Below are 12,922 nucleotides of genomic sequence, written 5' to 3' on the forward strand. Positions count from 1 at the left end.
GCCAACCCCCAATCAGCCGAGTGTCACCAACCAGCTGACCGAGTACAGCTAGCAGGAGAGGCGGGGCCGGTCGAATCCGAGACGACCGGCCCCGCAGTCCGCCCTGCAGCCCCCCGACTCAGGCGGACACTTGGAGATCGCGACCGAACGTGAACGCACGGACGATCTGCATGATGCCGAGGATGATCAGCGAGATGCCGGTCACCCAGAAGAGGATGACGGCGCCCCACAGCGGCGAGAAGAGCAGCACGATGCCGGCGATGACGCTGAGCAGGCCGAAGAAGATCGACCAGCCCTTGGACGCCGAGTTGCCGGCCTGGGCGAGGGCGACCGCACTTCGACGATCCAGAGGATGCCGACGAGCACGCCGAGGAAGATCCCCAGCACCACGGCGCTCTCGCTGGGGCTCGTGAGCATGAGGATGCCGCCGATCACGAAGAGCACGCCGAGGATGATGTCGAGCGCCCTCGCGCCGCCGGAGAGACCCTTCGAGAAGATGCCGAGTCCGACGTAGGCGAGGCCGGCGATGAGGAAGTAGATCCCGATCAGGACCGTGAGCACGATCGCGGAGTTCTTCGGCCAGAACGTGATGAAGATCCCGGCGATCAACGCGAGGACGCCGGTGATGCCGAGGGCGACGCGGATGGTGCTGACGGCCGATCTCGTCAGGTCGGCGGAATCGAACGCGAATGCGGCGAAGCCGCTGCTGGACTGCGGGGACGACATGACGACGACTCCTTCCGGCACGCGCGGGGTTGCGTGCTCGCGCTCAGCGTATGCCCGCGGGTCCTTCGGAGCGCGGAGGAAACCGCGTGCTTCCCGGCGTGTCGCGGTCCTGTCGCCGGTGCTGGCCGATCCAGTCGTCGATGTCCTCCCACTCCTGGAGGAGCCAGTCGAACCGTTCCTCGCGGGCGGTCGGGATCTCGTTCCGCGGCACTCGCCAGAACCGCATGACGATGGTCTTGTCGGTCGGGAGCTCGCGCCAGACGTCCGTGATGGTCCGGATCCGTTCGAGTCCGGTGTGGGCCACGAAGTAGACGTCGGCATCGGGCGCGGCGTCGAGCGCGGCGAAGAAGCCGCCGGGTCGCGGGGCCATGACGTTCTGCAGGCGCGCAGCCCGGTCTGCGGCTGCGTGGAGCCCCGCGGCGCAGCCGCTCGATCGCACGGGTGCGCCGCCGTTCGGTGAAGTTCCCGCCCTCCGGGAAGATGACGAGCGCGTCGCGCGGCCCCATGTCGGTGGCGAGGTCGCGGATCCGGTCGAGGAGGAGGTGGTCGACGGGGCGGTGCGCATCCGGGGCCGGCTCCGGCGCCAGGAACCGGTTCGGCAGGCGGTTGAGGACGACGTCGATCGCCGGGTCCCACTGCATCGTGTCCTTCAGGACGATCCGCGGCGATCGTTCGAACCAGTCGAACACCGCGTGCACGAGGATGAACGAGTCGCCCGGGCCGGCGTGGCGGCTGGCGATGACCCTCGGCCCCCCGTCGTCGTCGTGGAATCCTGCCGGCACGCGCACGTCGATGTCCAGGCGGAGGACCCATCGTCCGTTCCAGAACAGGAACTCGAGCATTCGGGCCACGAAACGATAGTGCGCTCTCCGGAAGGTGGGTGAGTGGATCCGGAGCCCGAACCCGGACGCGACCCAGAGTGCGAACAGCCCGATCAGGGCCGCGGCATCCCACAGCAGGTAGAGGTTGCCCATCCACAGGAGCCGCGGCGTCCGCAACCTGGTCTCGAGGAGCAACGAGACGGCGACGGCGACCACGAGCCAGAGGGGCAGCAGCGCGGTGACCGCGATCGCGGCGACGACCACCGCCGGCGCCAGGACGAGGCGCCGGACCCATCTCGGCGGGACGCGCATGTCAGGAGGACGACCGGCGGGTCGCGTGGGGCGCCGCGGCCTCCGTGTCGAGGTGGTCGGACGCGGCCTGATGGGCCCGCTCCATCCGTCGGCGCACGGCGACGGGGGAGAGGTTGCGGGCGATGCGGTTGTCGCGTTCGCTCGCGGTGCCCGTGGGAAGCAGGTGCAGGCGCGTCGTGGGCGGCAGCGCCGCCCGGTCGCGCGCGAACCGATGGCGGCGCGAGATCTCGAAGGCGACGCGGGCGTTGTCGAACTGGTTCCCGGGCGCCGAGAGCGGGTGCTCGATCCGCCCCACCTGCATCACGTAGATGTCGGTGGCTCCCGCGGCCGCGGCTTCGCTGATCGGGATCGAGTTCACGATGCCGCCGTCGACGAAGTGCTCGTCGCCGATGCGCACGGCCGGGAACACCCCGGGCAGCGCCGCCGAGGCGAGGACCGCGGGCACGAGCGGCCCTTCGGCGAACCAGTGCTCGGCCGCCCGCTCGATGCTCGCCGCGCAGCACCGGAATCCGACCTCGAGGTCGGCGAACGTGCGGACGCGGGGGAGAGCGCCCTCGAGGAGCCGCACGAGCGGCCCGCGCGACATCACGTGCGCGCGGCCGGGCCGCACCCCGAGCCCGGTCGTGAGGACCCGGGCGTCCCTCGACGTCCAGGCGTGATCCAGTCGGTCGATGCACCGGTCGGGGTCGGCGGCGACGATCGCGCCGTTGATCGCGCCGATCGACGTCCCCACGACGAGGTCGGGCCGGATGCCGCGCTCGAGCACCGCGCGGAGCATGCCCACCTGCACGGCGCCCAGGACGCCGCCACCGCCGAGCACGAACGCCACCTTCGCGGTCATGGCAGCATTCTCGCACTCGGCCCGTCGGCGCAAGCCCCCGGCGCGGACTCGCCGCCTCGACCAGACTGGAACGCTCGTGAGAAAGGGGTCGCGTGGGCCGGACGAGGGACAGGATGCGTCGGATCGCCGAGGAGCGGTTCGGCTGGACGACGCTGAAGCCGGGGCAGGAGGAGGCGATCGAGGAGCTCGTCGGCGGCCGCGACGTGCTGGTCGTGATGCCGACCGGCTACGGCAAGTCGGCGGTCTACCAGGTCGCCGCCCACCTGCTCGACGGGCCCACCGTGGTGATCTCCCCGCTCATCGCGTTGCAGGCCGACCAGGTGCGGCACCTCGATCGCGCCGGCGGCGAAGGCACCGCGGTCGCCGTGAACTCGGCGCACAGCGACGGTGCGAATGCGCGCGCCTGGGAATCCGTCGCGGCCGGCGACGCCGAGTTCGTCTTCCTCGCGCCGGAGCAGCTCGCCCGGCAGGAGGTCGTCGACGAGCTCGCCGCGCTCGACGTCGGGCTCGTCGTGGTGGACGAGGCCCATTGCGTGTCCTCCTGGGGCCACGACTTCCGGCCGGACTACCTCCGGCTCGGTGCCGCGATCGACGCGCTGGGGCGGCCCCCCGTGGTCGCCCTGACCGCGACGGGCTCGGCGCCGGTCCGCGATGAGATCGTCGAGCGCCTGGGCCTGCGTGCTCCCCGGGTGCTGGTCGGCGGGTTCGATCGGCCGAACATCCACCTCTCCGTCGTGCGACACGAGGATGCGGACGCGAAGCGACGCGCGGTCGTCGAGACCACCCTCGACGCGGCGAAGCCCGGGCTGGTGTACGTGGCCACGCGGGCGGACACCGAGCGGTTCGCCGAGGAGCTGCTGCAGTCGGGGCTCCGGGCGGCGGCGTACCACGGCGGCCTCGGGGCGCGCGCGAGGCGGGACGTGCACGAGGCCTTCCTCGCCGGCGAGCTGGACGTCGTCGTGGCGACGAGCGCGTTCGGCATGGGCGTCGACAAGCCCGACGTCCGGTTCGTCGTCCACGGCGACATCACCGAGTCGCTCGACGCCTACGTCCAGGAGGTCGGCCGGAGCGGTCGTGACGGCCGGCCAGCGTCGGCGACCCTGCACTACCGCGCTGAGGACCTGGGCCTGCGGGCCTTCTTCGCCTCGGGTCGACCGAAGGCCGAGCGCGTCCGCGCGGTGGCGGCGGCCCTGGCCGCGGCCGACGGCCGGCGCACGGCGAGGACGCTCGCGGACGAGCTGGACCTGCCCACCCGGTCGGTCACGATGATCCTGAATCTCCTCGTCGAAGCGGATGCTGCGACCTCGGACGATCAGGGCGTCACCCTGCGCGGACCCGTCGACCCGGGCCACGCGGTCGACGTCGTCGACGAGGCCGTCGATCGCCGCCGGCGCGTGGACGAATCGCGGCGCGCGATGGTCCGCCGCTACGCGGAGACCAGCCGGTGCCGGCGGGCGTTCGTCGTCGAGTACTTCGGCGCCGAGGTGCCGGAACCGTGCGGGAACTGCGACACCTGCGATCGCGGGTCCGCCTTCGAGGAGGCCGAGCCGGAGGTCGCGGGGGAGTACCGGCTCGACCAGTCCGTCCGGCACCGGGAGTGGGGCGACGGCCGTGTCATGAGCGTCGAGTCGGACCGCCTCACCGTGTTCTTCGAGGAGGAGGGCTACCGCGTGCTCTCACTCGAGGCCGTGCGCGAGGGGGACCTGCTGACCGCGTCCTGATCGGGGATCCGAGCATGCTGCTGGACACGGTCAGGGGCGAGGTGGCAGCATCGCGCTCGTGACCACCAGTCCGACCGAGGAGCAGCGCCTGCGAGACCTCGCACGACTCCGGCGCGTGCGCGACCGGATGGACCGCGACTACGCGCAGCCGCTCGACGTCGACGCCCTGGCGCGATCGGTGGGGATGTCGGCCGGGCACCTGAGCCGGGAATTCCGGCGCGCGTACGGCGAGTCGCCGTACTCCTACCTCATGACCCGGCGGATCGAGCGCGCGATGGCGCTCCTGCAGCACGGCGACCTCAGCGTGACCGACGTCTGCTTCGCCGTCGGGTGCTCGTCGCTGGGCACGTTCAGCACGCGCTTCACGGAGCTCGTCGGGGTGCCGCCGAGCACCTACCGGCGCACCGCCCAGCATCCGCTGGAGGGCGTACCGAGCGTGGTCGCCAAGCGCGTCGTGAGACCGGTCAGGAATCGAGAAGCCGCGCGAGCGGCACGGAAGTAGCGTGGCCCGCATGGACATCACGATTCAGTACACCTTCCTCCCGCACAGCGACCCGGACGCCTCACTGGCGTTCTATCGCGACGTCCTCGGCTTCGAGGTGCGCAACGACGTCGGCTACGACGGCATGCGGTGGATCACCGTCGGGCCCGCCGGGCAGCCGGGCACGTCGGTCGTGCTGCACCCGCCGGCCGCCGACCCCGGAGTCACCGAGGACGAGCGCCGGACGATCGCCGAGATGATGGCCAAGGGCACCTACGCGAGCATCGTCTTGGCGACGACCGACGTCGACGGCGTGTTCGAGCAGGTCCAGGCCAGCGGCGCCGAGGTCGCGCAGGAACCCATCGACCAGCCGTACGGGGTCCGCGACTGCGCGTTCCGCGACCCCGCCGGCAACATGGTCCGCATCCAGGAGCCCAGCTGAACATGACCACGGCGTCGACCGACCGCGCGGCATCCGCCATGCACCCTGCCGACCGGCACGACCTGATCCGCGTCAGGGGGGCGCGGGAGAACAACCTGAAGGACGTCGACGTCGAGATCCCGAAGCGCCGGCTGACGGTCTTCACGGGCGTGTCCGGGTCGGGCAAGAGCTCGCTGGTCTTCGACACCATCGCGGCCGAGTCGCAGCGCATGATCAACGAGACGTACAGCGCGTTCGTGCAGGGGTTCATGCCCAGCCTGGCGCGCCCCGACGTCGACGTGCTCGACGGCCTCACCACGGCGATCCTCGTCGACCAGGAGCGAATGGGGGCGAACGCCCGCTCCACCGTCGGCACCGTCACGGATGCGAACGCGATGCTGCGGATCCTGTTCAGCCGGCTCGGGCGGCCGCACCTCGGGTCGCCGCAGGCGTTCTCGTTCAACATCCCGACGGTGCGGGGGAGCGGCTCCATCAGCGTCGACCGCGGCGACGGGAAGTCGGTGACCGCCGAGTTCAGCCAGCTCGGCGGCATGTGCCCGCGGTGCGAGGGGATGGGCACGGTGTCCGACATCGACGTGGCGCAGCTGTACGACGACCGGAAATCGCTTGCCGAAGGTGCCCTGACCGTGCCGGGCTACAACGTCGACGGCTGGATGGTGCGGATCTTCAGCGAGTCCGGCTTCCTCGACCCCGACAAGCCGATCCGCGACTACACCGAGACCGAGCTCCACGATTTCCTCCACAAGGAGCCGACCAAGGTCCGCCTGCAGTCGATGAACATGACGTACGAGGGACTGATCCCGAAGATCCAGAAGTCCTTCCTGTCGAAGGATCGCGATGCGATGCAGCCGCACATCCGCGCGTTCGTCGAGCGCGCCGTCACCTTCACGCCGTGCCCGGAGTGCGGCGGAACGCGCCTGAACGAAGGCGCCCGGTCCTCGAAGATCCGCGGCCTGAGCATCGCCGACGCCTGCGCCATGCAGATCAGCGACCTCGCCGAGTGGGTCCGCGCCATCGACGAGCCGTCCGTGGCCCCGTTGCTGGCGAACCTGGGCCAGATCCTCGACTCGTTCGTCGAGATCGGCCTGGGCTACCTCGCGCTGGAGCGCCCGTCGGGCACGCTCTCCGGTGGCGAGGCGCAGCGCACGAAGATGATCCGGCACCTCGGCTCGTCGCTGACGGATGTCACGTACGTCTTCGACGAGCCCACGGTGGGCCTGCACCCGCACGACATCCAGCGCATGAACCGCCTGCTCGTGCAACTGCGCGACAAGGGGAACACGGTGCTCGTCGTCGAGCACAAGCCGGAGGCGATCGCCATCGCCGACCACGTCGTCGACCTCGGGCCGGGCGCCGGGTCGGCCGGCGGCGAGGTCGTCTTCGAGGGCACCGTGGACGGGCTGCGGGGGAGTGGCACCCTCACCGGTCGCCACCTCGACGACCGGGCGCGGCTGAAGACCTCCACGCGGACCGCGACCGGGGCGCTCGAGGTCCGCGGGGCGAGCGAGAACAACCTGCGCGACGTCGACGTCGACATCCCGCTGGGCGTGCTGACGGTGGTCACGGGCGTGGCCGGTTCGGGCAAGAGTTCGCTCATCCACGGTTCCGTCGCCGGCCGCGAGGGCGTGGTCTCGATCGACCAGGGTGCGATCCGGGGCTCGCGCAGGAGCAACCCCGCGACCTACACCGGCCTCCTCGAGCCGATCCGCAAGGCGTTCGCGAAGGCGAACGGCGTGAAGCCGGCGCTGTTCAGCGCGAACTCCGAGGGCGCATGCCCGAACTGCAACGGCGCCGGCGTGGTGTACACCGACCTCGGTCCAATGGCGAGCGTGGCGAGCACGTGCGAGGTCTGCGAGGGACGCCGCTTCGACGCGTCGGTCCTCGACTACCGGCTCGGCGGACGCGACATCAGCCAGGTGCTCGAGATGCCCGTCGCCGAGGCCGAGGCGTTCTTCGGGGCCGGCGAGGCGCGCCTCCCGGCCGCGCACGCGATCCTGCAGCGGCTGGTGGACGTGGGCCTCGGCTACGTCGCCGTGGGCCAACCGCTCACGACGCTCTCGGGCGGTGAGCGGCAGCGCCTCAAGCTCGCGTCGCACATGGGGGAGCAGGGCCAGGTGTACGTGCTCGACGAGCCCACCACGGGACTGCACCTCGCCGATGTGGAGCAGTTGCTCGGGCTCCTCGATCGACTGGTCGACTCCGGCCGGTCGGTGATCGTCATCGAGCACCACCAGGCGGTCATGGCCCATGCCGACTGGATCATCGACCTCGGGCCCGGCGCCGGACACGACGGCGGTCGGGTCGTCTTCGAGGGCACCCCGGCCGACCTCGTCGCCGCCCGTTCGACCGTGACCGGCCAGCACCTGGCCGACTACGTCGGCGCTTGACCGCCGTTCCCACGCCCTGATCCGAACCACGAACCGAAAGGAGCCGCCATGGCTGCGACGAAGAAGGCCGCCCGCGACGAGGAGGTCGAGGGCTTCACCGCCGAGGAGCGCGCCGCGATGAAGGAGCGGGCGCGAGAGGTCCGCGGGAAGAAGAAGGACGGCACGGCGGACCTGCTCGAGAAGATCTCCGAGATGGGCGACGCCGACCGGGCGATCGCCGAGCGGCTGCACGCGCTCATCACCGAGGCGGCGCCCGAGCTCGCGCCGAAGACGTGGTACGGCATGCCGGCCTACGCGAAGGACGGCAAGGTGCTCTGCTTCTTCCAGGCGGCCGGCAAGTTCGACTCGCGATACGCGACGTTCGGATTCAACGACATCGCGAACCTCGACGACGGCGAGATGTGGCCGACGACGTTCGCGTTGACGGAGCTCACGCCGCGCGCCGAACAGACGATCGTCGAACTCGTGAAGAAGGCGGTCCGCTGAGGTCGGACACGCCCCGACGGCGGCACGGCGTTGCGACGTCGTGCCGTCCCATCACAACTGAGTCCGTGTCGCCGATAATGCCCATTATGTCCGATCAAATGGCACACGACTCCCCGCCCCATCGCGACCACGGCCGGAACCGCTGAAGCCGCTTCACGATGGAGCGGGTGCATGATGCAGTGCTATCCGCGCTTCTCCGCGCGCCGTCGCATCCTCGCCAGGCGCTCGTCGCTCGCCGGCATGCCGAATTCGTTGAGTGGACCGCTGGCCGCCGGCTCGGGCAGGCGTTCGTCGGTCGGGCATTCGAGCAGCACGTTCGACGTGGACTCGTCGATGTAGTGCTCGAACATCGGGTGTCCGCAGATCGGACACGGCTTCTCCCCCGACGGACCGCTGTCCGCGGGCTCTTCCTGGGCCACCTTGGGCGACTCGAACGCCGGGCTCATGATCCGGTCCACCCGGTCGAAGAACCTCGTGAAGGCGTTGCGAGTGTCTGGGCCCGCTTCGTCGCGTGCCATGCCGTGATGGTACTCCCGCAATCGGCGTCGCGGCGAGATCCACTATAGACAGTACAATTATCGATAGTTAGAGTATCCGTATGCGGATGTCGGAACTCAGCCGGATCACCGAGACCCCCGTCCCCACGGTCAAGTACTACCTGCGCGAGGGGCTCCTGCCGCCCGGCAGGCGTACGAGCCCCAACCAGGCGCAGTACGACGATGAGCACGTCCGTCGCATCCGTCTCATCCGAGCGCTGCTCGGACCCGGCGGGCTCGACATCGCCACCGCGCGCGAGGTGATCGCCGCGATCGACTCCGACCTGCCGCTCCCCCACGTCTTCGGCGTGGCCCAGCGCGCGGCATCCGTTCGCGTCGACGATCGGGCGGTCGACGCCGCGGCGCTCGAGCGGGTCGACGCCCTGCTCGACGGCTTCGCGATCCACCCCGAGAACCCCGGACGCATCGCCGCGGCCGCCGTGCTCGAAGCCTTCGACGCGGTCGGCCAGCGGAACGCCGACGACTGGTCGCGACGCTACGTCGAGGCCGCGCTCATCGTCGCCGAGGCCGACCTCGACACGGTCGAGCGGCGCGTCACGCGCGACGAGAAGGCCGAGACCGTCGTCGTGGGCACGGCGCTCGGCGACGCGCTGTTCGCGGCGCTCCGCCGTGCGGCCCAGGAGCACGTCTCCACCACCAGGTACGAGCCCGAGCGTGCCGACGAGATCCGACGCGCGAGGAGCACGCCATGACCATCCGGACCATCTCCACGGAAGCCCCGACCCCCACGCCGGACCGGCCGGCACCCGGCGGCGCGACGGGCGCCCTGACCTGGCATCGCCCGCTGCTCGTCCTCACCGCCGCCATGGTCGCGCTCGCCGTCGCGAGCGTCGTCGGGCTCCTGGTCGACGAACGGACGCTGCTCGGCCAGCCCATCTGGGCGAAGCCCCTGAAGTTCGCCCTGTCCATCGCCATCTACGCGGTCACGCTCGCCTGGCTCATCACCCTGACCCGTGGCCGGCTGCGACGCGTGTCCTGGTGGGCGGGGACCGTGAGCGCGGTCGCGCTCGTCATCGAGATGGTCGTCATCGTCGGCGCCGTCGTCGCGGGCACCACCAGTCACTTCAACGTGTCGACGCCGCTGGCGTCCGTGCTCTGGTCGGTGATGGCGGTCTCCATCGTGGTCGTCTGGATCGCCACCCTCGTCGTCGCGTTCGCACTGTTCCGCGCGCCGCTCCGCGATCCGGCACGCAGCCTCGCCATCCGCGCCGGGTCGATCCTGGCCCTCGCCGGCATGGCCCTCGCGTTCCTCATGACGAGCCCGACGGCAGCCCAGCTCGCGGACTTCCGCGGCATCGCCGGGGCGCACTCGGTGGGCGTCGCCGACGGCGGGCCCGGTATCCCGGTGCTCGGATGGAGCACGGTGGCCGGCGACCTCCGCATCCCGCACTTCGTCGGCATGCATGCGCTGCAGGCGCTGGTGCTCTTCGTGATGGCGCTCGAGTGGGCGGCGAGGCGTGTCGCGGTGCTCGCCGACGTGCGCGTGCGGTTCGGCCTCGTCGCCATCGCCACGGTCCTCGCGGCGGCGACCACGGCGATCGTCACGGTGCAGGCCCTCATGGGCGAGTCGATCGTCGCGCCGAGCGCCGCGATCGCGGGCACGACGGCCGTCCTGTGGTCCGGCGCCGCCGTCGCGGCGACCCTGGTCGTCCTGCGCGGCATCCGTCACCGAGGCCTGAGCGCTGCCGTCGACGAGTGAGGCGAACGGATGCCGCGACCGGGCCGGTCGCGGCATCCGTCTCAATGCTCGCCGAAGCCGGACTCGGCGAGGGCGACGATCGCGTCCACCGCTGCGGCGCCCTCCGGGTCGTCGGAGGCGATCTCGACCTCGGCGCCCTTGGTCAGGCCGAGACCCATGATCGAGAGCAGGCTCTTCGCGTCGATGCCGTTGACGGTCACGCGCTGCGGGAACGAGCTCGCGAGCTTGACGAGTTCCGCCGCGGGACGGGCGTGGAGCCCGTCGGCGTTGGTCAGCGTCACCCGCCGGCTGATGCGGGTCGTCTCGCCCTTGTCGGCAGCGGGCTCCTCCCCCGCGGTCGCATTGGCTTCGGTGCCGGTCTCTCCCGGGCGGCCGGCGGACTCGGCGGCTCGAACCACCGCATCGAGCGCGTCGCCCGACTCGGCGGCGACGGATGCCGCGACGCCGCCCTCGACGAGCGGCGCGGAGGCGATCCGGACCCGCGCCCGCTGCTCGTCGTCGAGGAACTCCAGTGCCGTCTCGGCGGTCATGATGGCCGAGCCGAGGTCGCAGAGCACCACGGCGCCGGCGCCGGCGTCCGCGGCCGAGATGGCCGCCGTCACCTTGTCGAAGCTCGTGCCGATCCGTCCGTCGTCGGTGCCGCCCGCCGCCTCGAGCCGCACCGTGGGCGCCATCTGGCGCGCGAGCTCGACGAGTCCCTCGGCGAGGCGCTCCGAGTGCGAGACGAAGACCACGCCGACGCGGTCGGCCGCGGGCTCAGGCACTGGTCCCGTTCGAGGCCGCCGCCGCGCCGGCGGCGAGGAGGTAGGCGGTCGACTGCGCACCGGGATCCCGGTGCCCCGCCGAACGTTCGCCGAGGTAGCTGGCTCGGCCCTTGCGCGCCACGAGGGGTTCCGTGGCGACGGCGCCCTCCGCTGCGGCATCCGCTGCCGCCTGCAGGGTCGTCGCGGCGCTCGCACCCGATTCGGCGGCACCGCGCGCCGCCTCGACCGCGGGCGACCAGGCGTCGACCATGGTCTTGTCCCCGAGCTCGGCCTTGCCCCGGAGCACGATGCCGTCGCGCCCCGCCTCGAGCATGCGGACGACCGCGTCCGCATCGAGCGAGACCTCGCCGCCGACCGCGCCCGACGCCTTGAGGTAGGCGGTGCCGTAGAGCGGGCCCGCGGCGCCGCCCACCGTGGAGATCAGCGTCGTCGCGAGGAGCTTGAGGACGTCGGACGGCGTCGAGCCGGCCGGGAGGTCGTCGAGCTTCGGCAGCACGGCCTGGAACCCCCGGTCCATGTTCTCGCCGTGGTCGCCGTCGCCGATCTCGCGGTCGAGGTTGATGAGCTCCACTCGGTGCTCCGACATGGATTCGGCGCTGCGTCGGACCCAGTCGACCGCCCAGGTGATGTCCAGTCCCACCCCGCGCCTCCTAGCGGCCCCACCGCAGTGCGGCGGTGTGCACGGGCGCGTCCCAGAGTTCGATCATCTCGTCGTCGAGCTTCAGCAGCGTGATCGAGAACCCCTGCATCTCCAGCGAGGTGATGTAGTTGCCGACCAGCGAACGCTCGATGCGGATGCCGCGTTCCTCGAGCACCTCGGCCGCGCGGCGGTACGCGAGGTAGAGCTCGACCTGCGGCGTCCCGCCCATGCCGTTGACGAAGAGGAGGACCCGATCGCCCGAGGAGAAGGGCAGGTCCTCGATCACGGGCGTGATGAGGCGGTCGACGAGCGAGTCGGCCGGCTCGATCTTGATGCGCTCGCGCCCCGGCTCGCCGTGGATGCCGATGCCGATCTCCACCTCGTCCTCGGCGAGGGTGAAGCTGGGCTCGCCCGCGTGCGGAACCGTGCAGGGCGTGAGCGCCATGCCCATCGAGCGGGCGTTCGCGTTCACGCGCTCGGCGATCTCGGCGACCTGGTCGAGCGAGTCCCCGCGCTCCGCGGCCGCGCCGGCGATCTTCTCGACGAGCACGGTGCCGGCGACGCCGCGCCGACCGGCGGTGTAGAGCGAGTCCTTCACCGCGACGTCGTCGTTGGTCACCACGGCGCGGACCTCGATGCCGTCGGCGGCCGCGAGGTCGGCGGCCGTCTCGAAGTTCAGGACGTCGCCCGTGTAGTTCTTCACGATGTGGAGGACGCCCTTGCCGCCGTCGACCGCCTTGGTCGCGTTGAGGATCGGGTCGGGCGTCGGCGAGGTGAACACCGCGCCCGGCACCGCGGCGTCGAGCATGCCGTGGCCGACGTATCCCGCGTGGAGCGGCTCGTGGCCGCTGCCTCCGCCCGAGACGATGCCGACCTTGCCCTGCACGGGTGCGTCGGCGCGCACCACGTGGATCGGGTCGGTCGCGACCGTGACCAGGTCGGCGTGCGCGAGCGCGAATCCGGCGACGGACTCGTCGACGACGCGCTTCGGGTCGTTGATGATCTTCTTCACGAAGCGTCCCTTTCCCCTCGGCTGCGCACGCCG

The 12,922-nt window shown here is 71.3% G+C and carries 15 protein-coding genes and 1 pseudogene; 7 read left to right on the forward strand and 9 right to left on the reverse strand.

The genetic code is table 11. The features are described from left to right. Positions 1-118: 118 nt before the first annotated feature. The 5 genes and pseudogenes from M1L56_RS07940 to M1L56_RS07955 form a co-directional block, all read right to left on the reverse strand. On the reverse strand, positions 119-250 hold the full coding sequence (locus tag M1L56_RS07940) for a hypothetical protein (protein WP_248598819.1): 132 nt from the start codon (positions 248-250) through the stop codon (positions 119-121). Next, positions 202-726, reverse strand: a complete 525-nt coding sequence (locus M1L56_RS07945) for an HdeD family acid-resistance protein (protein WP_248598820.1) — start codon at positions 724-726, stop codon at positions 202-204. The genes M1L56_RS07940 and M1L56_RS07945 overlap by 49 nt, the downstream gene beginning before the upstream one ends. A gap of 43 nt (positions 727-769) precedes the next feature. Further along, positions 770-1,096 (reverse strand): hypothetical protein, encoded by a 327-nt coding sequence (locus M1L56_RS07950; protein WP_248598821.1) that lies wholly within the window; start codon positions 1,094-1,096, stop codon positions 770-772. A gap of 133 nt (positions 1,097-1,229) precedes the next feature. After that, positions 1,230-1,859, reverse strand: a pseudogene (locus M1L56_RS16210) (1-acyl-sn-glycerol-3-phosphate acyltransferase); the annotation flags it as partial. Position 1,860: 1 nt separating this feature from the next. After that, complete coding sequence (locus M1L56_RS07955) at positions 1,861-2,700, reverse strand: patatin-like phospholipase family protein (protein WP_248598822.1); 840 nt, start codon at positions 2,698-2,700, stop codon at positions 1,861-1,863. 113 nt (positions 2,701-2,813) lie between these two features. On the opposite strand from M1L56_RS07955, the gene M1L56_RS07960 reads away from it, so the two are divergent. The 5 genes from M1L56_RS07960 to M1L56_RS07980 are packed head-to-tail and all read left to right on the forward strand — an operon-like array spanning position 2,814 to position 8,217. Continuing rightward, positions 2,814-4,421, forward strand: a complete 1,608-nt coding sequence (locus M1L56_RS07960) for an ATP-dependent DNA helicase RecQ (RefSeq protein ID WP_248598823.1) — start codon at positions 2,814-2,816, stop codon at positions 4,419-4,421. Positions 4,422-4,479: 58 nt separating this feature from the next. Continuing rightward, positions 4,480-4,923, forward strand: a complete 444-nt coding sequence (locus M1L56_RS07965; RefSeq protein WP_248598824.1) for a helix-turn-helix transcriptional regulator — start codon at positions 4,480-4,482, stop codon at positions 4,921-4,923. A 10-nt stretch (positions 4,924-4,933) separates the two neighbouring features. Beyond that, positions 4,934-5,344 (forward strand): VOC family protein, encoded by a 411-nt coding sequence (locus M1L56_RS07970; RefSeq protein WP_067946932.1) that lies wholly within the window; start codon positions 4,934-4,936, stop codon positions 5,342-5,344. 2 nt (positions 5,345-5,346) lie between these two features. After that, positions 5,347-7,731 carry an excinuclease ABC subunit UvrA gene (locus M1L56_RS07975; protein ID WP_248598825.1) on the forward strand — a complete coding sequence of 795 codons (2,385 nt, stop codon included), beginning with the start codon at positions 5,347-5,349 and terminating at the stop codon, positions 7,729-7,731. Between the two features lie 48 nt (positions 7,732-7,779). Beyond that, positions 7,780-8,217, forward strand: coding sequence for an iron chaperone (locus tag M1L56_RS07980; protein ID WP_248598826.1), 438 nt, complete (start codon positions 7,780-7,782; stop codon positions 8,215-8,217). Positions 8,218-8,399: 182 nt separating this feature from the next. Here M1L56_RS07980 and M1L56_RS07985 read toward each other — a convergent pair whose 3' ends face one another. Further along, positions 8,400-8,735 carry a hypothetical protein gene (locus M1L56_RS07985; RefSeq protein WP_067946936.1) on the reverse strand — a complete coding sequence of 112 codons (336 nt, stop codon included), beginning with the start codon at positions 8,733-8,735 and terminating at the stop codon, positions 8,400-8,402. Between the two features lie 86 nt (positions 8,736-8,821). On the opposite strand from M1L56_RS07985, the gene M1L56_RS07990 reads away from it, so the two are divergent. Both M1L56_RS07990 and M1L56_RS07995 read left to right on the forward strand, forming a co-directional pair. Beyond that, the gene (locus M1L56_RS07990) at positions 8,822-9,466 is read left to right on the forward strand and encodes a MerR family transcriptional regulator (protein WP_248598827.1); all 645 of its coding nucleotides are present in this window, start codon (positions 8,822-8,824) and stop codon (positions 9,464-9,466) included. Further along, entirely contained in the window at positions 9,463-10,473 is a 1,011-nt protein-coding gene (locus tag M1L56_RS07995) for a hypothetical protein (RefSeq protein ID WP_248598828.1), read from the forward strand. Before M1L56_RS07990 ends, M1L56_RS07995 begins: the two co-directional genes overlap by 4 nt. A gap of 41 nt (positions 10,474-10,514) precedes the next feature. Here M1L56_RS07995 and dhaM read toward each other — a convergent pair whose 3' ends face one another. The 3 genes from dhaM to dhaK are packed head-to-tail and all read right to left on the reverse strand — an operon-like array spanning position 10,515 to position 12,889. Beyond that, positions 10,515-11,237 carry a dihydroxyacetone kinase phosphoryl donor subunit DhaM gene (gene dhaM, locus M1L56_RS08000; protein WP_248598829.1) on the reverse strand — a complete coding sequence of 241 codons (723 nt, stop codon included), beginning with the start codon at positions 11,235-11,237 and terminating at the stop codon, positions 10,515-10,517. Next, positions 11,230-11,877, reverse strand: coding sequence for a dihydroxyacetone kinase subunit DhaL (gene dhaL, locus M1L56_RS08005; RefSeq protein ID WP_248598830.1), 648 nt, complete (start codon positions 11,875-11,877; stop codon positions 11,230-11,232). The genes dhaM and dhaL overlap by 8 nt, the downstream gene beginning before the upstream one ends. A 10-nt stretch (positions 11,878-11,887) precedes the next feature. Beyond that, positions 11,888-12,889: a dihydroxyacetone kinase subunit DhaK gene (dhaK, locus tag M1L56_RS08010; RefSeq protein WP_067946942.1), complete on the reverse strand. Its 1,002-nt coding sequence runs from the start codon at positions 12,887-12,889 to the stop codon at positions 11,888-11,890. Positions 12,890-12,922 lie beyond the last annotated feature (33 nt).

The organism is Agromyces sp. C10 (assembly GCF_023217995.1).
In the GTDB taxonomy this organism is placed as follows: domain Bacteria; phylum Actinomycetota; class Actinomycetes; order Actinomycetales; family Microbacteriaceae; genus Agromyces; species Agromyces indicus.

Coding starts and splice junctions, on each gene's coding strand:
- M1L56_RS07990 (WP_248598827.1), top strand. CDS start 8,822: ATGTCGGAACTCAGCCGGATCACCGAGACCCCCGTCCCCACGGTCAAG.
- M1L56_RS07970 (WP_067946932.1), top strand. CDS start 4,934: ATGGACATCACGATTCAGTACACCTTCCTCCCGCACAGCGACCCGGAC.
- M1L56_RS07985 (WP_067946936.1), bottom strand. CDS start 8,735: ATGGCACGCGACGAAGCGGGCCCAGACACTCGCAACGCCTTCACGAGG.
- M1L56_RS07980 (WP_248598826.1), top strand. CDS start 7,780: ATGGCTGCGACGAAGAAGGCCGCCCGCGACGAGGAGGTCGAGGGCTTC.
- M1L56_RS07950 (WP_248598821.1), bottom strand. CDS start 1,096: ATGGCCCCGCGACCCGGCGGCTTCTTCGCCGCGCTCGACGCCGCGCCC.
- M1L56_RS07995 (WP_248598828.1), top strand. CDS start 9,463: ATGACCATCCGGACCATCTCCACGGAAGCCCCGACCCCCACGCCGGAC.
- M1L56_RS07975 (WP_248598825.1), top strand. CDS start 5,347: ATGACCACGGCGTCGACCGACCGCGCGGCATCCGCCATGCACCCTGCC.
- M1L56_RS07945 (WP_248598820.1), bottom strand. CDS start 726: ATGTCGTCCCCGCAGTCCAGCAGCGGCTTCGCCGCATTCGCGTTCGAT.
- M1L56_RS07955 (WP_248598822.1), bottom strand. CDS start 2,700: ATGACCGCGAAGGTGGCGTTCGTGCTCGGCGGTGGCGGCGTCCTGGGC.
- M1L56_RS07960 (WP_248598823.1), top strand. CDS start 2,814: ATGCGTCGGATCGCCGAGGAGCGGTTCGGCTGGACGACGCTGAAGCCG.